This is a genomic window from Marinobacterium mangrovicola, from assembly GCF_004339595.1.
Lineage (GTDB): Bacteria > Pseudomonadota > Gammaproteobacteria > Pseudomonadales > Balneatricaceae > Marinobacterium_D > Marinobacterium_D mangrovicola.
The window spans coordinates 1-19,354 of record NZ_SMFU01000007.1; the positions used below are offsets into that span (position 1 = coordinate 1).

The following is a 19,354-nucleotide window of genomic DNA, read 5'->3' on the forward strand; positions in this document are numbered from 1 at the left end:
TGTCATCAGGTGTGGGCATACATGCTGTCGACACGGTAAGCTCTCGGGTAGATAAAAGGTTTATTTTAAGGCTTTACCCCTTTCGCGACACCCTCTAACGAGCAGGGATTTTTTATGTCTGGGGCTGTGATTAGGCAGCGGCTGCGGTGCTTCGAGTTCGTCTGGCGATCCAGAGCAATAGCAGCCCCGCTGCAGCGATCAGCCCACCAGCAACAGGGATCGCGCTGTAACCGAACCCAAGCTGAAGAGCTCCGCCGCCGACCATTGCCCCAATCGCATTGCCGAAATTAAACGCGGACATGTTCAGCGCAGAACCAAGGCTGGGGGCTTCAGCAGTAGCATGCATTGCTCGCAGTTGCAGCGGCGGTACGATAATGAACGCAGCCACGGCCCAGACCGACAGGGTCAGTGCTGCGCCGGTATGAGTGGTGAGGAACAGCGGTGCAAGCAGCAGTGAGACGCAGAGCAGGGCCTTGCCAATCGCTGTGGCGCCGTCCAGTGACCAGTCAGCCAGGCGGCCTCCGATCCAGTTGCCCGCGGTCAGGCTCAGGCCGATCAACAACAGCATTCCGGTAATAAATCCGCCCGAAGCGCCGGTGATCTCCTGCAGTAGTGGTGCGACATAGGTGTAGAGCGCAAAAAAGGCACTGGCGAACATGACGGTTAGAGAGACCGCGACCAGCATCTCCGGGTGCATAAGGGATTTAAGCTCCGAAAGCATGTCTGGCTTATAGCCTTTTTCACCGTGGGGCAGCGCCTTGAAAAGGGCGCCCATGGCCAATACACCCAGCACTGCGGTACAGATAAAGACTGTACGCCAGCCATATTCTTGCCCCAGCCAGCTGGCCAGTGGAACGCCGCCTATATTGGCGATACTTGCCCCCATAAACATAGTGGCTACTGCGCTGGCCTGCTTTTCTCGGCTGACAACCTGAGTGGCGACGACGGCGCCAAAACCGAAAAAGCCGCCCTGACACAGGCTGGTGATAACGCGACCGACCATGAGCCACATATAATCCGGCGCCATGGCGGAAATGAGGTTGCCTAAAACGAACACTGACATCAGGGCGAGCAGGGCGGCACGTTTGCTGATCTGGCTGAGCAACAGGGTGATAATCGGGCCGCTGATCATAACGCCGACGGCGTAGGCGGTCACCAGGGTGCCGGCGGTGGGGATCGAAACATCGACTCCATCCGCAATAATCGGCAGCAGACCCATGGGAGCGAACTCAGTGGTGCCTATGCTGAATGTGCCCGCAGCCAGCGCAAACAGGGCTGTCTTGGCGTCTGCGGTGTGTTCGGTGTTGCTGTCGGTGGTCATCGGTTCTCTTCTCTATCCATGCGCCCGCAACTGCTGATGCTTGCCATCTCAGGATGGGGCGGAACGGGTATCTTTGGATTTATTCACGGGGCGCCGCAGATGTTCAATCACTGCGGCGGGATGGGCGCTTGGGCGGAGGGGTAGGCGATATCGGGAGCTGTGAGAGCCTGCCTTTTCGCGCCTTGTCTGCTGCTTTAGAGGTTCTCTTTATCTAAAACTAGCCGACGTAAACCGGAAACTGCTTAATTAGTATGGCTAGTGTATAAAAGAGGTCTTGCGGGATTAATAGTCGGTGGCTGATAGCAGATATCGTTCCTGTGCATTAATACAAGCGACAGTCGAGCGGGTTATAGCCTGAGAGCGAAGCTCAAGCGAGGGCGCAAAAAACGGGTGGAAAACTGATTTTTCCATTGTGTGCAGCTGTTTATTTAATATACTGCTCGAAATGTTGCTCAAATTAACGGATACTGGGCGACCCGTATTATTTTCGTTTTTACCTGTGTCTAATTCCAGGTGGTGTTATTTTGACAAAAGTATCTTCTTCTCTTCGTCGCGTTACTGCTTTCATTAAACAGCTTCCCATCGCCTATCGTGCGGTACTACCGGTTCTCTCTCTTTCGCTCCTTGTACTTCTGGTCTATCCCGGTGAGGAATCCAGGGCAACCATTGTCTCGGGCAAGGACGTGGTCGCCGGTGAGCCGGTGATCGATGGCGACCGCGTGGTGATTCCGCTGGAATTACCGGAGCCTGAATCCAGTGCGATGCTGCCGGAAGAGCCTGCCAGCGTTGATGTGGAACCGCTCGTTGAGGATCAGGTCGATGAATCGCGTATGTGGGCCTATGAAATCCAGAAGGGCGATACGCTGACCGGCATCTTCGAGAAACTTAACCTGCCGCTGAGCGACCTGTACCAGGTGCTGGAAGCGGACGAGGCGGTGCTGGCACTGGATAACATCAAGCCGGGTGTGAAACTGCTGATCGATGTGGATGATGAACAGCTGCAGCGGCTCGAGCTGAAGTTCTCCATCGCCCACAAGGTGACCTACAAGCGTAAACTGGATGCTGGTTTTGAGTTTGCTGAGACACGCCTACCGGGTGAGTGGAAGCAGTATGCGATCACCGGAGAGATAGGTCGCAGCTTTTCCGTTGATGCCGAAGCGCAGGGGCTGGATGTCCGCGACGTTTACCAGATTACCCGTCTGCTGAAAGAGAAGATCAATTTTAGCCGTGATATCCGCAAGGGCGACTCCTTTGAAGTCCTGGTTTCGCGCCAGTACGTGGATGGCGAGGCCACAGGGGACACTAAGGTGGAAGCGGTGCGGATGATGGCCAACCGGTCACCGGTATCGATCTTCTACTATGATGGCACCTATTACGACGAGAACGGGCGCAGTTTGAGCAAGGCGTTTATGCGCTACCCGTTCAATGGCAAGCATCGTGTTTCGTCCAGCTTTAACCCGAATCGTCACCACCCGGTCACCGGCTTGTCTCGTCCGCATAACGGTACCGACTTTGCCATGCGCACCGGAACCGGTGTGTTGGCGGCGGGCGATGGCGTGGTGACCCGTGTGGTAAATCACAAGTATGCCGGGCTCTATGTGGAGATTAAGCACAGTGAGCGATATACCACGCGTTATCTGCACTTGAACAAAGCGCTGGTACGCAAGGGGCAGCGTGTGAGTCGTGGTCAGAAGATCGCTCTGTCCGGTTCCAGCGGTCGGGTCACCGGCCCGCATCTGCATTACGAGTTCCGCATTGCCGGACGTCCGGTTAACGCGATGACAGCGGAGATACCGATCGCCAAGCGTCTGGAAGGCAAAAGCCGTAAGGAGTTTGATGGTCTGCTGGCGCAGTACCTGACGCGGATGGATGAAGCTCAGCCGGGCAGAGGTGGGCTGATGGTTTCTCAGCGTTCGGAAAACGCTCAGACGGATAAAGACGCTCAGTCGCTCTAATCTGCAGCGTTAAAACGGAACCGCTCGGTGCGTTGTTCGCCCGAGCGGTTCCGTTTTTTAAATGACGGCATGCGCGGTTAGTCGTCATTTCTTGGAGGCGGACGAGCCGATTCAGTTGAACAGTCGGGTACGTTCGCTCAGGTAATCGAAAGCTTCTCCCTTGCGCTCAGCCTCGGCCCTGGCTTCGTCCAGCTCGGCAAAGCGTTCCAGCTCCTCATCGGCCATGTGGTGCAGGCAGTCTCCGCCGAACAGCCAGAACAGGTCTCGTGCTACCAGGTGAACCAGTTGCGGGTAGGCGCGTACAAGGCGGGACAGAATCTGCTGTCCCTCTTCATAGGCCCAGGTTTCGTTTTTCTCGAACCCCTTTGCCAGCGCCTCGAACTGCTCGAGAAACTCGGCGTCGTCAGCGCTGATGACTGGATCGTTAAACGGCGGCTGCTTGATCAGGTTGTTGTAGGCCAGCTTCATCAGGTTGAGATGGTAGGTGTAGAAATCGGTCACGCTTGCTCCAGGTCTTACAGAGTATTTTCCCCTCGGTGGATGGAGCCGGCAGAGGCCGAACACAAGGGGGAGGAGTTGATTTTTCCGGTAACGGCCCCACATTAGAGGTCCGTTATGCAACGCAAAATATAGTTTAAAGAAGGCGGTTTATGACTTCAGCGCTGAAGATTGAGAATCTGCGCAAGACTTATGGTAATGGATTCGAGGCCCTGAAGGGTATATCCCTGGAGGTTGAGGAGGGTGATTTTTTTGCTCTGCTGGGCCCTAATGGCGCCGGTAAATCCACCACCCTGGGCATTGTTTCATCTCTGGTTAACAAGAGTGACGGCTCGGTCTCGGTATTTGGCCACAGTATCGATAAGGATCTGGCCAGGGCCAAACTCAGCCTGGGCGTAGTACCGCAGGAGTTCAACTTCAACCCGTTCGAGAAAGTGGTCGATATCGTTGTGACCCAGGCGGGTTATTACGGTATTCCGGCGCGCCGCGCTCAGGAGCGTGCCGAGTTTTATCTGAAAAAGCTGGGCCTGTGGGATAAGCGCAATGAGCGCGCCCGCATGCTGTCCGGTGGTATGAAGCGTCGTCTGATGATCGCCCGTGCTCTGGTCCATGATCCGAAAGTATTGATTCTCGATGAGCCCACCGCCGGGGTCGATATCGAGCTGCGTCGCTCCATGTGGGAGTTTCTGCGCGAGATCAACGCAGCGGGCACGACCATCATTCTGACCACCCACTACCTGGAAGAGGCGGAGAGCCTCTGCCGCAATATCGCGATCATCGATCACGGCCAGATTATCCAGAACAGCTCAATGAAAGCACTGCTGGCGAAGCTGAACATGGAGACCTTTATCCTCGATCTGGACGGGGATCTGGAAACCGTGCCGGAGATCGAAGGCTACCAGGTCAACCTGACCGACAGTCACACGCTGGAGGTCGAGGTGCAGAAATCCCAGGGCCTGAACGCGGTATTTAGTCAGTTATCCGAGCAGGGCGTTGCCGTGGCCAGTATGCGTAACAAGGCCAACCGCCTGGAAGAACTGTTCGTCTCGCTCGTCGATAAGAATCTGTAAGGAATATCTATGCACAGCCAGCTGCTGTTTACCGCCTTCTGGACCATCGTGGTCAAAGAGGTGCGTCGCTTTACCCGGATCTGGCCGCAGACACTGCTGCCGCCGGCGATCACCATGACGCTCTACTTCATTATCTTCGGTAACCTGATCGGCTCGCGTATCGGCGAGATGGGCGGTTTCGATTATATGGAGTACATCGTTCCCGGTCTGATTATGATGTCGGTGATCACCAACTCTTACGGCAACGTGGTGTCGTCTTTCTTCGGCACCAAGTTCCAGCACAATATCGAGGAGCTGTTGGTCGCGCCGGTGCCGAACTGGATCATCCTCAGTGGCTATGTCATCGGTGGTATGGCCCGTGGTCTGGCGGTCGGCCTGATCGTGACGGTACTGTCGATGTTCTTCACCGATCTGCAGATCCACCATCTCGGCGTTACCGTCGGTATCGTGCTGCTGACCTCGATCGTCTTCGCCCTCGGTGGCTTCATTAATGCCGTGTTTGCGACCACTTTCGATGATATCTCGATTATCCCGACCTTCGTGCTGACACCGCTGACCTACCTGGGTGGCGTGTTTTACAGTATCGAACTGCTGCCGGAGTTCTGGCAGGGTGTATCTCAGCTGAATCCGATCCTGTATATGGTAAACACCTTCCGTTACGGCATACTCGGAGTCAGCGATATTAATGTCGGTTTCGCCTTTACGATGATCCTCGTATTTATCGTCGTTCTGGCCGGTTTTTCGCTGCACCTTCTTAACATAGGTAAAGGCATTCGCAACTGATGAGTGAACATGAATCGGTAAAGCAGTCACCGCTGGGGCAGGGGACACGTTACGTTAACCGTTACGATCCTTCGCTGCTTTATCCCATCGCCCGGGATATCAACTGGCAGGCTCAGGGGGTTGATCGTGCCACACTGCCGTTTCGAGGTGTGGACATCTGGAACGCGTATGAGTTGTCCTGGCTCGACAGTCGGGGCAAGCCGGTAGTGCGACTGGCAGAGTTCCGTATTCCGGCCAGCTCGGACCACATTATCGAGTCCAAGTCGTTCAAGCTTTACCTGAACTCCTACAACCTGACCCGCTTCGGTAGTGAAGAGGAGGCCCGCTCACACCTGCAGCAGGATCTCTCCCAGGCGGCTGGCGGTCAGGTGTCTGTGCGCCTGATCCGCCCCGATGCGCCGGCGACTATCGGTCAGCTGGAGGGTGTCTGTATCGATGACCTGGAGATCGATGTGGAGCATTACTCTCCGGCGCCGTCACTGCTGAAATGCAGCAGCGAGACAGTGACCGAAACACTGGTCACGCATCTGCTGAAATCCAACTGCCCGGTGACCGGTCAGCCGGACTGGGGCAGTGTGCAGATCCGCTATCGTGGTGGCAAGATCGATCGTAAAGGACTGCTGGCCTATATCGTTTCCTATCGTGAGCACGGCGATTTTCACGAGCAGTGCGTGGAAAATATCTTTATGGATATCTGGCGCCACTGTCGGCCGCAGAAACTCAGCGTCTACGCCCGCTACGTGCGCCGCGGGGGCCTGGATATCAACCCTTACCGTTCGAGCATCCAGGACGAGCCGGTCAATACACGCCTGTCCCGACAGTAAATCGGTTTCAGGTCGAGAGTCAGAAAGGAGAACCCAATGGATGCACTGGAACTGCTGGTAAACCGCACATCAAGCCCCATGCTGCAGGCACCCGCGCCCACGGATGCGCAGCTCGAATTGATGCTGAAGGCCGCCTCACGTGCGCCGGATCATGGTTCGCTGCGGCCTTACCGTTTCCTCAAGATCGAAGGTGAAGGTCTGAATGCACTTGGGGAGCTGTTCCTGTCGGTATCCCAGGCGGAAAACGCTGATCTGCCGGAAGCGCAGATCAACAAACTGCGCAATATGCCGCTGCGGGCGCCCATGATCCTGGTTGCCATTGCGGTCACCCAGGAACATCCCAAGGTGCCGAAGAGCGAACAGATCATCACTGCTGGCTGTGCCGCCCAGGCGGTGATTCAGGCAGCCAGTGCCCAGGACGTCGGCGCCATGTGGCGCTCAGGTGACCTGGCGTTCAATCCCCGGGTAGCCGAGGGGCTGGGACTGGCCGCTAACGAAGAGATTATCGGCTTCGTCTATCTGGGTACTACCGTGAAGGAGAAACCCGTGCCGGAGGTTGATATCTCCTCATTGGTTTCAGACTGGCCCTCCCATGGCTGATACCGGCGCTAGCCTCACCACCGATCCGGCTCAGTTTCTGAGCTGGCTCTATCGCAGTATCCCGCTGACCAGCGCGATGCAGATCGAGCGCCTGGAATTTGATGGTCAGGTGCTGGAGCTGCATGTGCCGCTGGCGCCCAACGTCAACGACAAGGGCACAGGTTTCGGCGGTTCTATCTCGGCACTGGCGACGCTGGCGGGTTGGTGTCTCACCACGCTTTATCTGCGTGGTAAGGGGCTGGATTGCGATGTTGTTATCGCTGATGCCCATCAAAGCTATAAGGCGCCGATCAAGGATGCCTTTTTCGCCCGGGTGCGGCTCTCCTCCAAGGAGGACTGCGATCATCTCCTCAACCGAATCGATGAACGCGGACGTGGCCGCCTGGATCTGAAGATCGACGTACTCTGTGATGATCAGGCCGGTAAGGATGAGGTGGCGTTTGTTATGCAGGGGCGCTACGTCGCGATTCAGCGATAGGTCAGGTGTGATCCCTGAATGAGTTCGAGGCGCCGATGATCGTGCGTGGGGACAGCCCAGGATAGGCCAATAACAGCACTGCCCGCAGAGATCTGTTGCTATCTCTTGAGCAGCACTGTTGAGCCGATCGCCTTGTTTCTTACGGCGTGGAAATAACCACCGCCTTTTCAATCACGACCGGCGTGACCGGTACGTCGCGGAAGGGAGCGCGAGTGGTGGTGTCTACACCGCCTATCCTGTCGACCACATCCATACCTGAAACGACCTTGCCAAACACCGTGTAACCCGGCTTACCCGGCATGCCGTCGAGACGGCTGTTATTCACGGTATTGATAAAAAACTGGCTGTCGGCACTGTCCGGGTCACGGGTACGGGCCATGGCCAGGGTGCCACGCTCATTACTCAGACCGTTGTCAGATTCATTCTCTACCGGCGGCCGGTTCGGCTTCGTCTGCATAGCGGCGTTCATACCGCCGCCCTGGATCATAAAGCCGGGAATCACCCGGTGAAAGATCAGCCCGTCGTAGTAACCGCTGTTCACGTACTCAAGAAAGTTAGCCACGGTTTTTGGAGCTTCATCGGCATAAAGCTCGATCTGAATATTGCCCATGGAGGTTTCCAGGCTGACCTGCTCCTCCGCCTGCGCCAGCGGTGCAAGCATCAGTGGCAGCAGGGCTAGAAGTCTGGTTGTGCGTTTCATTGTGCCGCTCCTTGTTGGTGGCGATCCCAAAAGATGATCCCGGTTATTGTTTCAGAGATGCTGTAAATATAAGTGTTGAATATTTAAGAGGAAACTCATGTAATCGCGGTATCAGCCGATAATTCGGTTCAGGGTAGACAGCATAACCCGTCTAGTGACCGGCAGCCTCCCTGAAATGAAAATTCTCCGGCCCGCCGCCGGCTTTCCTGAATATGTTGTAAGGAATCCAAGATCATGCGTATTCGATTAAAGGGAAAAATCCTTCTGTTCGCCCTGGTGCCGATGCTGTTGGTGACCCTGGCGGTGATGCTGGTAGTCAATTTCCAGATGCGAAGCGTGGGCGAGAGAGAGGTTGAGGCTGTCAGGGAGGAGTTGATTGAGAAGCAGAAAGAGGAGCTGAAAGCCTATATCGATCTGGCAATCACCGCGGTCAAACCCATAGTGGAGAGCCAGGCACCGGATGCCAAAGAGCGGGCTAAAGACGTGCTGCGCTCGATGACCTATGGCGAAGACGGCTACCTGTTCGTTTATGACTTCAACGGCATCACCGTAGCCTACCACCCCGATCCGTCATCGGAAGGGACCGATCGTTCCGGTGTGGTGGACCCCGACGGTGTCAGGGTGGTCAAAGAGCTGATCGACAAAGCCCGCAGTGGCGGCGGCTTTCTGCCGTACGGCTGGATGAAGCCCAGTGCCAATGCGGTGATGCCCAAACTCAGCTACGCGGACCAGATTCGTGAGTGGGGCTGGATGGTGGGGACCGGTGTCTATATCGATGATATCGATGCGGCAGTGTCCGAGCGACAGCAGGCGATCAGCAACAACATCGCGGACACCATGTGGACCATTATCGGCATTTCGGTGGTGCTGCTGCTGATCGTGTCGCTGCTCTCCTGGTTCGGCGCTAACCTGATTGTCAATCCGATACGCAAGGTGGCGGCTGCACTGGCTGAGATCAGCCAGGGCGAGGGTGATTTGACCCAGCGCTTGCCCGACAACAGTCAGGACGAAGTGGGTGATCTGGCGCGTGGCTTCAACGGCTTTGCAGCCAATATCCAGGGCGTCATCGCGGAGGTGAAGGGCGCTGTCGCTTCTCTGACCCAGTCCACCGAGCAGCTTGATGGTGTCGCCGGCCAGACCCGTAGCGATGCGGAACAGCAGAAGCAGGAAACCGATCAGGTAGCCGCGGCGATCCACGAGATGGCGGCTGCGGTGCAGCAGGTGTCCGGCAGCGCAGCCCAGGCAGCGGAAGCAGCGCAGGAAGCGGATCGCGAATCCGGTGATGGTCAGGCCGTGGTAGAGAAGTCGATCAGCTCTATCAATGAGCTTGCCGACGATGTGAACCGTGCCGCCGAGGTGATCAGGCGCCTGGATGAAGATAGCAACGAGATCGGCAGCATCGTCAGCGTGATCCAGGGGATCGCTGAGCAAACCAACCTGCTGGCGCTCAACGCCGCCATCGAGGCGGCCCGGGCGGGCGATCATGGCCGTGGCTTTGCGGTGGTGGCCGATGAGGTACGCTCGCTGTCGGGACGGACTCAGCAGAGCACCGAAGAGATCCACCGTATGATTGAGCGCCTGCAGAAGGGCGCGCAGGAAGCGGTGAAAGTGATGGAAGCGGGCCAGTCGCAGAGCCGCGAAACCGTAGATACGGCCGAGCTGGCCAGCGAGTCACTGAACCGGATCGCCCGTTCTGTAGGCCTAATCACCGAGATGAACACTCAGATCGCCAGTGCCGCCGAGGAGCAGACCGCGGTGGCGGATGAGGTGAGCCGCAGCGTGCAGGAGATCGCCGATATCTCCGAGCGCTCAACCCGCAACGCCGTGGAGGTGGCCGATATGTCCGCGACCATGGCTCAGATCGAACAGCGTTTGGCGACTCTGGTGAATCGCTTCAAGGTCTGAACCGGTTTGCTCTCTCGGGCGTACTTCCACTAAAGGAGGTACGCCATGCTGAAAGATTCGAAACAGCTAATATGGATAACGGGCGGTGGCACCGGCATAGGTCGGGCCACCGCTCTTGCGTTTGCGGCGCAGGGCCACCGGGTCGTGGTCAGCGGCAGGCGGGAGGAACCCCTGCAGGCGGTCAGCGATAGCGTACGGGAGCAAGGCCTGAGCGGTAGTCTCGGCATTCTGGCATTTGATGTGACCGATACAGCAGATGCACAGGGCGCCTTTGAGACGCTGTGCCGACGCGAGGGTGTGCCCGACCTGGTGATGCTGAGTGCCGGCAACCACCAGCCGATGCCGGTCAGCGAGCTCTCTGTAGATAGCTGCCGGGCGCTGATGGAGGTGAACTATTTCGGTATCCTTAACGTGCTTGAGGCAGTGCTTCCTGCGATGCGTGAACGTGGGCAGGGCACCCTGGCGCTGGTCTCCTCGGTGGCCGGTTATCGCGGACTGCCGACCGCTGGCGCCTATGGTGGCAGCAAGGCGGCGGTGATCAACCTGGCGGAGTCGCTGGCCTGTGAGCTGAATGGAACCGGCATCGATCTGCGCCTGATCAATCCCGGTTTTGTGCGTACACCGCTGACCGATCGCAATGATTTTGAGATGCCCTGTCTGATCGAGCCGGAAGAGGCCGCCGAGGCGATTATCAAAGGTCTGAGAGGTCGCGGGTTTGAGATCTGTTTTCCGACCGGTTTTGCGATGATCATGAAACTGATGCGGCTGTTGCCGTACCGACTCTATTTCAGCCTGATAAAACGGAAGACCGGCTTATGAGCGACGCGCAGCAAACACTCGACCTCTATTGCCAGGCGTTTGAACAGCTGACGCCGGAGAATGTCGATCAGCTTGAGGCGCTGGTCAGCCGCGATATCCACTTTCGCGATCCGTTCAACGATGTGACCGGCTGGAGCGCTATGCGTGCAGTGCTGGTGGATATGTTTGAGCACTGCGATAACCCTGGTTTTACCCTTACCGAGCGGTTGGCAGATGAGCAGCGCGCCTACCTGCGCTGGATTTTCACGGCGAAGATTTCGCGGCTTGGCGAGTTTAATATCGATGGTGTCAGCCGGCTGAGCTTCGATGCGGACGGCCGCATCACTGAGCACCTGGATTTCTGGGACAGCAGCCCGCTCTATCTCAGGCTGCCGCTGGTTGGCTGGTTACTGCGCAAGGTGAAAAAGCGGATCAGCGCCGGCGCCTGAGGTCTAAGTTCTGAGTTCTGAGTTCTGAGTTCTGAGCTTTTGGCTATCGACCTTCGAGAACCGGCCATTAGGCCGGTTTGATCCGGTACAGTCCCACATCGATGGTGTCTTCGTAAAAGCCACCGGCGCAGTAGGAAAGGTAGTAATTCCACATGCGGCGGAAGCGTTCGTCGAATCCCAGGCTGCGGATCTCCGGCCAGCGCTCGTTAAAGTCTCGTTGCCAGATCTCCAGTGTGCGGGCGTAATCCCTGCCGAACAGCAGTTCTTCCTGTAGCGACAGACCTCGTTCGGTGATGCAGTTTTTCATCACCGAGGGGCTCGGCAACATACCGCCGGGGAAGATGTAGCGCTGGATGAAATCGGCGCCACGACGGTAACCCTCAAACCGTTCTTCGGCGATGCTGATTACCTGAAGCACGGCTTCGCCACCGGGTTTTAGGCAGTCTTTAACCTTGTCGAAATAGCCGGCCCAGTGGCTTTCCCCCACCGCCTCGAACATCTCTATTGAGACGATATGGTCATACTGCTGGTTCAGGTCGCGGTAGTCGGTCAGACTGAAACTGCACTGCGCGTTAAGGCCCGCTTTCTCTATTCGCTGCCGGGCGAAATCCAGCTGTTCCTGTGACAGGGTAATGCCGTGCACTTTGGCGCCGAATTCGGTAGCGGCGACCTCGGCAAAGCCGCCCCAGCCACAGCCGATCTCAAGTACATCCTGGCCCGGTTTCAGCTTCAGCATTTCACAGATGCGGCGGTACTTGTTCAGCTGCGCATCTTGTAGAGACTGATGCTCTTCGAACAGGGCTGAAGAATAGGTCATGGTGCTATCCAGCCAGAGGCGGTAGAACTCGTTGCCCAGGTCGTAGTGATAGGCAATATTGCGGCGACTGCCGCGGCGTGAATTGTTGCGGCTCAGGTGGAACAGGCGATTAAGCATCCGGATCAGCGGATGGCCATCCATAAAGTGAGTCATCGCCTTTTCGTTACGTACCGCCCAGCGGATCAGGGAGGTCAGATCCGGCGAGTCCCACTCGCCCTCCATATAGCTTTCCGCCCAACCCATGAGCCCGCCGCGCATCAGACGGCGCAGCGGGCGGTAACTTTTAAGGTGCACACTGGCCCTGGGCTCATCGGCCTGAGCCTGGCCAAACTTCAATTGTCGCCCATCGGGAAGAACCAGATCGAGCTGGCCCCGGTCCAGGTGGGGTAGATGCTTCAGCACGGCCTCAAGGCAACGTCGGTTGAACCAGCTCGCTTTCGGAGCCAGGGCCGCAGGGTTCATTTGCGAATACTCAGCGGGTTTCATGTTCCAGCCTCCTGGTTCTGATCAGCGTAATGGCTTCACGTGGTGCTTCCGGACGCGGTTGAATCGGGACTTTTTTGCGCCAGAGTTTCAGCGCCTCCCAGTGGATGCCGGCGATCACTTTCAGTGTCATCAAGGGGTATCGCGTAAAAGTACGCAGCAGGGAGCGATTGTTTAACGGCTCCTGTTTTCCGGTAAAGGTGGCGTGCAGCAGGCTGCCTTCGCTGTCGCTCTGTCGGATGCAGACAGCGACCCGGGTGTCCGGCGCAAGCAGACGGAAGCGATAGGGCGCGTCCATCGGCATAAAGGGCGATACATAGAACGCCTTGTCGCAGCACTGGCGGATCTGATCCGGCAGCGTTTCGCCATCGGCTTCTATCAGATAGCTGTGGCGCTGGCCAAAGGTGTTGCTGACCTCGTACAGCACCGCCTTGAGGTTTTCCTGCCGGTCGTAGCAGTAGTAAACGCTGAGCGGGTTGAAGACATAGCCCAGAATGCGAGGGTAACAGAGTAGCCGTACCGGTCCGCCCGCCGTATCGATGCCGCTCTGCTGTAACAGTTCGTCGATCTGCTGTTTCAGAGGCTGCCTTGATCCATTGCCATGATCGCTTTCGCGAAATGAAAACAGGTTGAAACGATTGACCGAAAACAGGCGCAGTGAGCGGTCCAGCGTCTGCAGTTCGTCCAGGTCGATCAGCCAGGAGACCACCCGATAGATGAAGCGGTGCTGCTTGGGCCGAAAGCGATGATGCATCACATGCCCGGCGTAAAGGCAGCTGGAGAGCTTCATGCCACCGCCTCCGCGACACTTTTGACCGGGCGTTTCTGCGCATGAACCTGGATGCGACTGTTGGGCTCTTTCAGATCCCAGGGTCGTTTTACGCCACCCAGTGCTTCCGCGACAGCGAGCCCCGATTGCAGCCCGTCTTCGTGGAAGCCGTAACCGAACCAGGCGCCGCAGAACCAGGTATTTTGCCGACCCTGCAGATTCCAGAGTTCGCCCTGAGCCTCGATCGACTGCAGTGAGAACTGGGGATGATCGTACAGGTAGCTGCGGTGGATAAGCTCGGTCGCTGGCTCGCGGATCGGGTTCAGTGTCACGAACAGATCCCTATCTGTATTCAGCGGCTGCAGCCGGTTCATCCAGTAGGTGACAGACAGCGGGGAATCCTCGGCATCGGGTTCTGACAGGTAGTTCCAGCTGGCCCAGGCGCGACGACGCTCAGGCATCAATGCAGGGTCACTGTGCAGAATGGCGCGATTCCGTTGATAAGGGAAGCAGCTCAGCAGCCGCCGTTCCTCTGCGGTGGGTGCCGCCAGCAGTTCCAGCGCCTGATCCGCGTGACAGGCGAGGACCACGTGGTCAAAGGTTTCACGCTTGCCGTGCAGATGCTCCACGACGATCTGGCCGCCTTCGCGATGGATTCGGTGGATACGGCTGTTCAGCTTGATCCGTCCTTCCAAGGGTTCCATAAGCCGGCTGACATATTCGCGACTGCCACCTTCTACGGTGCGCCACTGAGGGCGATCCTTCAGCTGCACCAGCCCGTGATTCTGACAGAAACGAAGAAAAGTCAGGGCCGGGTATTGGAGCATCTGGTCCGCGGGTGTTGACCAGATGGCGGCCCCCATGGGGACCAGATGGTCTTCAATAAAGGCACGGCTGTAGCCGCCGCGGTCCAGCATGTCGCCCAGGGTTTCACCGCTGATCTGAACCTCTTCCATCAGGCGGGGCGCGTCCCGGTAGAAGCGCAGAATCTCCCGCATCAGTCCCCAGTGTGAGGGGCGCAGCAGGTTGGAGCGCTGCGCGAAAAAGCCGCCGAGGCCGCAACCGCTATACTCAAGTTGACCGCCGCGGCTGGATACCGCGAACGACATATCGGTGTCGGTGTTCGGTACACCCAAATGGTCGAACAGGCGCACCAGGTTGGGGTAGTTGACCGGGTTGTACACGATGAATCCGGTATCGACCTGCACCGTTCGGTTGTCCAGCCCAAGCGTTGCGGTGTTTGAATGTCCGCCGATGCGGTCGTCCTTTTCAAACAGCGTCACCTTATGGTGCTGATTGAGCAGCCAGGCGCAGGACATTCCGGAAATCCCGGAGCCGATAACGGCGATATTGAGTGGTCGCATGATGCTTATGCTCATAGAAGCTGGCTCGTAAAAATATCATTCGCAATGGGAAATCGTGTTCCCAATCGCTTACGATGCCGGTGTGGATGATGGATCACAAAAAATAATTGTCGAGCGTTGATCCGTGCCCGGGATCCGCGCGTAGAGGAGACAAAATGCAGGAAGATGATAGCGAGGGTAAGAATGTGAGTGCAGCGGCCGATCTGACCCGTGATCGACAGAAGCGGGAGCGGGAAACCTGGACCAAAGTGTTGGCGTCTCTCGCCGAGACGCGGGACAAGCGACTGTTTGCCGAGCTGTTCAGCCATTTTGGCCCACGCATCAAAGCCTACATTATCCGGCTCGGCCTACCCGCGGCCAGCGCTGAAGAGGTGACCCAGGAGGCGATGCTTTCGGTGTGGCGCAAGGCGCACATGTTTAACGCCAGCAAAGCGAGTGCGAGTACCTGGATCTACACCCTGGCGCGCAATCTGTGTATCGACCGGATGCGCAAAGAGAAGGCGGTGGAGTATGAACTCCCCGAAGATGAAGTTGACCCCAGCCCCCGTCATCTCGGGGAGCATGCAATTCTGGAACAGCGTATGAAAGCGGCTCTGGGCACACTGCCTGAAGCTCAGGCTCAGGTTCTCTTTCTTTCATATTATGAGGGAAAGAGTCACTCCGAAATCGCGGAGCAGTTGGGTATCCCCCTGGGGAGTGTGAAGTCGAGGCTCAGGCTTGCTTTCGACAAACTCAAGACCCACTGGGAGGCGCAGTCATGAAAATTCGCCACCACTTTGATGATGCCACTTTAATGGCCTATAGCAGCGGCTCCCTGCCTCAGGGGATGGCCGTGCTGGTTGGTTCTCATCTTCACTGGTGTGACGAGTGCCGAGAGCGCGTAAGCCAGACTGACCGCATAGGTGGCGACCTGCTGGAGGCGATCGAACCCGTGGCGATGGAGCCTGATGCGCTTGCCTCTATCATGGCGCTTATCGATCAGCCGGAACCCGAGCAGAAGCTGCGCAGCCTCTCCTCTGATCGGCTCGATTCTGCACGTACGGGCTTGCCCCTGCCTTTGGCATCGATGCTGGGTAGTTCGCTGGATGAGCTTGACTGGCGTCGCATCGGTTACGGTGTGCAGCAATACGATCTTAAACTGGATGGGCCGGGCGCAACCCGTTTGCTGCGTATTGCGCCGGGCGTTTCGGTGCCGCATCACACTCACCGTGGCAATGAGCTGACGCTGATTCTGCGTGGCTCTTACAGCGATGAGCTGGGTCGCTTCTGTGTGGGGGACGTGGCCGATGTGGATACAGAGGTGAAACATCAGCCGATCGTCGATACCGATGAAGAGTGTATCTGCCTGATCGCTACCGATGCGCCGCTGAAGTTTACCGGCCTGATGGGCCGCCTGGCACAGCCGTTTATCGGTCTTTAAAGACATATTTAAGGGCATCGCCGGTAAGGAAGTATCATGGCCAACACAAAAATCGAAATGGAGCGTAAGATTCCCGTCGGTATCAGCAGTTGTCTGCTGGGGCAGGAGGTACGCTACAACGGCGGTCACAAACGTTCCCGCTACTGTCAGGATGTGCTGGCGGACTGTTTCGAGTTCGAGCCCTTTTGCCCGGAGATGGCGATAGGGCTGGGCGTGCCGCGTGAGCCGATTCGTCTCGTCGGCGAGGCCGATGAAAAGCCCCGCGCCCTGGGCACGGTGGACTCCAGTATCGATGTTACGGAACCGCTGTTGCAGTCGGGCTATGATCTGGCGAGTAAGCGCTCGCACCTGCGCGGCTACATCCTGATGAAGGGCTCACCCAGCTGCGGCATGGAGCGGGTCAAGGTCTATCACCCCAACGGCATGCCTAACACGGCGGATTCCGGTATCTTCGTGCGCGCCCTGCGTGAGGCCAACCCGGCGCTTCCCTTAGAGGAAGAGGCTCGGCTCAACGATGCCGTGCTGCGCGATAACTTTATCGCCCGGGTGTTTGCCTACGATGACTGGAAAACCAGTGTTGAAGCGGACCCCAGTTACCATAATCTGATTCAGTTCCACAGCCGGCAGAAGTACCTGCTGATGGCGCATCACTACCAGGGATACCGGGAGCTGGGGCGTTTCCTGGCCGAGTCCCACGAGCTGCCGCTGGAACAGGCGATGAACGAGTATATCCTCGGCTTTATGCAGCACATGACGCACAGGGCGACGCGCAAGACCCACACCAATGTGCTGATGCATATGCTCGGTTATATGAAAAAGTCTCTGGATACCGAAACCAAACAGGAGCTGCTGGCCAATATTGAGGAGTATCGCCTCGGCACCGTGCCGCTGGTAGCACCGCTGGTGCTGCTCAAGCACTACCTGAAGCGCTACGGCGGCGACTATATCTGCGAGCAGACCTATCTCAATCCCTATCCCCATCAGTTGGGATTACGTAACTACATCTAACTCTTCTCCGGCATACGGATACACAATCGATGGATACGCATTCGATGGCTGAACTGTCACTGATCTGGCTGCGTAACGACCTGCGCCTGACCGACAACCCGGCCCTGACCTGGGCCTGCAAGCAGGCGGAGAAAACCGTAGCGGTGGTCACCCTGACCCCGCAAAGTTGGGAGTCCCACGGTGAGTCTGCTGCGCGCATGGGGCTCTGGCGCGATCAGCTGCGCTCGGTGGCGGAGCATCTGCAAAAACTGAATATTCCTTTGCGTGTGCTGCGCCTCGATTCATTCGATGACTGTGCGCCGGCGTTGACCGATCTGGTGCGGGAGCTCAATGCCGGCGCTTTGGCTTTCAACTACGAGTATCCGCTGAATGAGCGTAACCGCGACAGCGCCGTGTGCCAGGCGCTAGAGTCGGTCGGTGTTGAGGTGCGCGGTTTTCATGGCGAGCTGATTATTCCGCCGGGGCAGGTGCTTACTGGGCAGGGCGGGCCGTTCAAGGTCTACACCCCGTTCAGCCGTGCCTGGCGCCGTCGCCTCGCTGATTTCGACCGGCCGGTACTGCCGGTGCCAGAGGCGCAGCAGACAACCGGGCTCGATTCGGATCCTGTGCCCGATGACCTGGACTATAAGCCGCTTCAGTACCGTGAAGACCTCTGGCAGGTTGGCGAAGAGGCGGTCAGCGAACGTCTTAACCGCTTTATCGATGAGCGGGAGCCGGACTATGCCGACAAGCGTGATTTCCCCGCGCTGCCAGCCACCTCTGCGCTCTCGCCCTATCTAACCATCGGTGCTATCTCACCGCGCCAGTGTATGGCGGCGCTGCGCGCGGCGGCAGGCTCGCGTGACTGGCTGGATTCCAGCTGGCTTAACGAGATCATCTGGCGCGAATTCTACCGTCACCTGCTGGTCGCTTTCCCGGGGTTGTCCCGGTTGGAACCGTTCCGGCCGGAAGTGGAGGAGAAGATCTCCTGGCTTAAAAACGATGCCGCGTTCGAGGCCTGGTGCAAAGGCGAAACCGGCTTTCCCATCGTCGATGCGGCGATGAAGCAGCTGCTGGAAACCGGCTGGATGCATAATCGCCTGCGCATGGTGGTGGCTTCGTTCCTGACCAAACTGCTGCGAGTTGACTGGCGCCTGGGTGCCGACTTCTTTATGCGTCACCTGATCGATGCGGACTTCGCCTCCAATTTGGGCGGCTGGCAGTGGAGCAGCTCAGTGGGTGCCGATGCCGCTCCCTATTTTCGTATATTTAATCCCCAGGCCCAGGGCGAGAAGTTTGACGCCGAAGGCCGTTTTGTCGCCCGCTGGTTGCCGCAGCTGGAGTCATTGAAACCGGGCAAGCCGCGCCAGCAGCCGGGTGCAGGTGCCGCGCTCGGCAGGCCGGAACCGGTGATCGACTATAAAAAGGCCCGCGCCGCCAGTCTCGACGACTACCAGTCCTGAGGTCAGATCCCGTACCATAGGCCTGTTAGTCAGCCGTGGGAGTAAAGTGTGGACGAGCAGTACCGGGTTCCTGTCAGCGAATTCGAGGTCGAGATTGAGATCAAGAAGAGTCGCTTTATCGCCACCGGCGTGCCGGTGAGCTCGGAACCGGAGATGCGTGCCTTTATCGAGTCGCAACGCCAGCGTTTTCCCTCCGCCAACCATCACTGTTCCGCCTATGTTATCGGTCCGCCGAACAAGCCCCGCGCTGCCGGCAGTGATGACGATGGTGAACCCTCAGGCACTGCCGGCAAACCGATGCTCAATGTCTTGATGGGTCAGGATGTGGGCGATGTTTGCGTGGTGGTGACCCGTTTCTTTGGCGGCATCAAGCTGGGTGCTGGTGGTCTGGTGCGCGCCTACGGCGCATCGGTCAAAGAGCTGCTGGCCGAATGGCCGCTGGAATCCCGCGAGCCGATGGCGGCGCTTATGCTGACCTTTCCCTATGATCAGCAGGGGTTCATCGACTCTATGATCGGCCGCTTTGAAGCCGCAGTGGCAGGCAGCGACTACGGCGCCGATGTGAGCCTGACTCTGACCCTGCCGCAGCGTAATATCGATGCACTGAGCAGCGCCCTGGATGAGCGTGCTCATCTGGGTGTCACCTATAAGGTAGATAACCGATAAAGTG

At 57.6% G+C, this 19,354-nt stretch carries 20 protein-coding genes; 14 read left to right on the plus strand and 6 right to left on the minus strand.

Features of this window, described 5'->3' with window-relative positions:
• Window positions 1-130: 130 nt before the first annotated feature.
• Window positions 131-1,321, minus strand: a complete 1,191-nt coding sequence (locus tag CLV83_RS00895; RefSeq protein WP_132286195.1) for an MFS transporter — start codon at window positions 1,319-1,321, stop codon at window positions 131-133.
• A 524-nt stretch (window positions 1,322-1,845) separates the two neighbouring features.
• Between CLV83_RS00895 and CLV83_RS00900 the strand changes: the two genes are divergently transcribed.
• On the plus strand, window positions 1,846-3,276 hold the full coding sequence (locus tag CLV83_RS00900) for a peptidoglycan DD-metalloendopeptidase family protein (RefSeq protein ID WP_243642245.1): 1,431 nt from the start codon (window positions 1,846-1,848) through the stop codon (window positions 3,274-3,276).
• 111 nt (window positions 3,277-3,387) lie between these two features.
• On the opposite strand, the gene CLV83_RS00905 is transcribed toward CLV83_RS00900, so the two are convergent.
• A complete protein-coding gene (locus tag CLV83_RS00905; protein ID WP_132286198.1) occupies window positions 3,388-3,777 on the minus strand; it encodes a PA2817 family protein in 390 nt (129 codons plus the stop codon).
• 149 nt (window positions 3,778-3,926) lie between these two features.
• On the opposite strand from CLV83_RS00905, the gene CLV83_RS00910 reads away from it, so the two are divergent.
• From CLV83_RS00910 to CLV83_RS00930, 5 genes are read left to right on the plus strand one after another with little or no spacing between them, the layout of a single operon-like run.
• Complete coding sequence (locus CLV83_RS00910) at window positions 3,927-4,844, plus strand: ABC transporter ATP-binding protein (protein ID WP_132286201.1); 918 nt, start codon at window positions 3,927-3,929, stop codon at window positions 4,842-4,844.
• A gap of 9 nt (window positions 4,845-4,853) precedes the next feature.
• Window positions 4,854-5,627, plus strand: a complete 774-nt coding sequence (locus CLV83_RS00915; RefSeq protein ID WP_132286204.1) for an ABC transporter permease — start codon at window positions 4,854-4,856, stop codon at window positions 5,625-5,627.
• Window positions 5,627-6,451, plus strand: a complete 825-nt coding sequence (gene queF, locus CLV83_RS00920; protein WP_132286207.1) for an NADPH-dependent 7-cyano-7-deazaguanine reductase QueF — start codon at window positions 5,627-5,629, stop codon at window positions 6,449-6,451. The genes CLV83_RS00915 and queF overlap by 1 nt, the downstream gene beginning before the upstream one ends.
• Before the next feature lie 36 nt (window positions 6,452-6,487).
• The gene (locus CLV83_RS00925) at window positions 6,488-7,051 is read left to right on the plus strand and encodes a nitroreductase family protein (RefSeq protein WP_132286210.1); all 564 of its coding nucleotides are present in this window, start codon (window positions 6,488-6,490) and stop codon (window positions 7,049-7,051) included.
• On the plus strand, window positions 7,044-7,529 hold the full coding sequence (locus CLV83_RS00930) for a YiiD C-terminal domain-containing protein (protein ID WP_132286213.1): 486 nt from the start codon (window positions 7,044-7,046) through the stop codon (window positions 7,527-7,529). Before CLV83_RS00925 ends, CLV83_RS00930 begins: the two co-directional genes overlap by 8 nt.
• Window positions 7,530-7,668: 139 nt before the next feature.
• On the opposite strand, the gene CLV83_RS00935 is transcribed toward CLV83_RS00930, so the two are convergent.
• Window positions 7,669-8,229, minus strand: coding sequence for a peptidylprolyl isomerase (locus tag CLV83_RS00935; RefSeq protein WP_132286216.1), 561 nt, complete (start codon window positions 8,227-8,229; stop codon window positions 7,669-7,671).
• 234 nt (window positions 8,230-8,463) lie between these two features.
• Between CLV83_RS00935 and CLV83_RS00940 the strand changes: the two genes are divergently transcribed.
• Genes CLV83_RS00940 through CLV83_RS00950 form a run of 3 tightly spaced genes read left to right on the plus strand, consistent with a single transcriptional unit; the run spans window position 8,464 to window position 11,381 of the window.
• The gene (locus CLV83_RS00940; protein ID WP_243642246.1) at window positions 8,464-10,134 is read left to right on the plus strand and encodes a methyl-accepting chemotaxis protein; all 1,671 of its coding nucleotides are present in this window, start codon (window positions 8,464-8,466) and stop codon (window positions 10,132-10,134) included.
• Between the two features lie 45 nt (window positions 10,135-10,179).
• Entirely contained in the window at window positions 10,180-10,953 is a 774-nt protein-coding gene (locus CLV83_RS00945; RefSeq protein ID WP_132286222.1) for an SDR family NAD(P)-dependent oxidoreductase, read from the plus strand.
• Window positions 10,950-11,381, plus strand: a complete 432-nt coding sequence (locus CLV83_RS00950) for a nuclear transport factor 2 family protein (protein ID WP_132286225.1) — start codon at window positions 10,950-10,952, stop codon at window positions 11,379-11,381. The genes CLV83_RS00945 and CLV83_RS00950 overlap by 4 nt, the downstream gene beginning before the upstream one ends.
• Window positions 11,382-11,448: 67 nt before the next feature.
• Here the strand turns inward: CLV83_RS00950 and CLV83_RS00955 are convergent, their stop codons facing one another.
• From CLV83_RS00955 to CLV83_RS00965, 3 genes are read right to left on the minus strand one after another with little or no spacing between them, the layout of a single operon-like run.
• Window positions 11,449-12,684, minus strand: a complete 1,236-nt coding sequence (locus CLV83_RS00955) for an SAM-dependent methyltransferase (RefSeq protein ID WP_132286228.1) — start codon at window positions 12,682-12,684, stop codon at window positions 11,449-11,451.
• The gene (locus CLV83_RS00960) at window positions 12,671-13,471 is read right to left on the minus strand and encodes a DUF1365 domain-containing protein (protein ID WP_132286231.1); all 801 of its coding nucleotides are present in this window, start codon (window positions 13,469-13,471) and stop codon (window positions 12,671-12,673) included. The genes CLV83_RS00955 and CLV83_RS00960 overlap by 14 nt, the downstream gene beginning before the upstream one ends.
• Window positions 13,468-14,829: an NAD(P)/FAD-dependent oxidoreductase gene (locus CLV83_RS00965; RefSeq protein WP_132286234.1), complete on the minus strand. Its 1,362-nt coding sequence runs from the start codon at window positions 14,827-14,829 to the stop codon at window positions 13,468-13,470. The genes CLV83_RS00960 and CLV83_RS00965 overlap by 4 nt, the downstream gene beginning before the upstream one ends.
• Window positions 14,830-14,969: 140 nt before the next feature.
• Between CLV83_RS00965 and CLV83_RS00970 the strand changes: the two genes are divergently transcribed.
• The 5 genes from CLV83_RS00970 to CLV83_RS00990 are packed head-to-tail and all read left to right on the plus strand — an operon-like array spanning window position 14,970 to window position 19,350.
• Entirely contained in the window at window positions 14,970-15,575 is a 606-nt protein-coding gene (locus tag CLV83_RS00970) for a sigma-70 family RNA polymerase sigma factor (protein ID WP_132286237.1), read from the plus strand.
• Window positions 15,572-16,234, plus strand: coding sequence for a ChrR family anti-sigma-E factor (locus tag CLV83_RS00975; protein WP_132286240.1), 663 nt, complete (start codon window positions 15,572-15,574; stop codon window positions 16,232-16,234). The genes CLV83_RS00970 and CLV83_RS00975 overlap by 4 nt, the downstream gene beginning before the upstream one ends.
• 36 nt (window positions 16,235-16,270) lie before the next feature.
• Window positions 16,271-17,242, plus strand: a complete 972-nt coding sequence (locus tag CLV83_RS00980) for a DUF523 and DUF1722 domain-containing protein (RefSeq protein ID WP_132286243.1) — start codon at window positions 16,271-16,273, stop codon at window positions 17,240-17,242.
• A gap of 29 nt (window positions 17,243-17,271) precedes the next feature.
• Window positions 17,272-18,684, plus strand: coding sequence for a cryptochrome/photolyase family protein (locus tag CLV83_RS00985; protein WP_132286246.1), 1,413 nt, complete (start codon window positions 17,272-17,274; stop codon window positions 18,682-18,684).
• Between the two features lie 48 nt (window positions 18,685-18,732).
• On the plus strand, window positions 18,733-19,350 hold the full coding sequence (locus CLV83_RS00990; RefSeq protein ID WP_132286249.1) for a YigZ family protein: 618 nt from the start codon (window positions 18,733-18,735) through the stop codon (window positions 19,348-19,350).
• The last annotated feature ends 4 nt before the right edge of the window (window positions 19,351-19,354 follow it).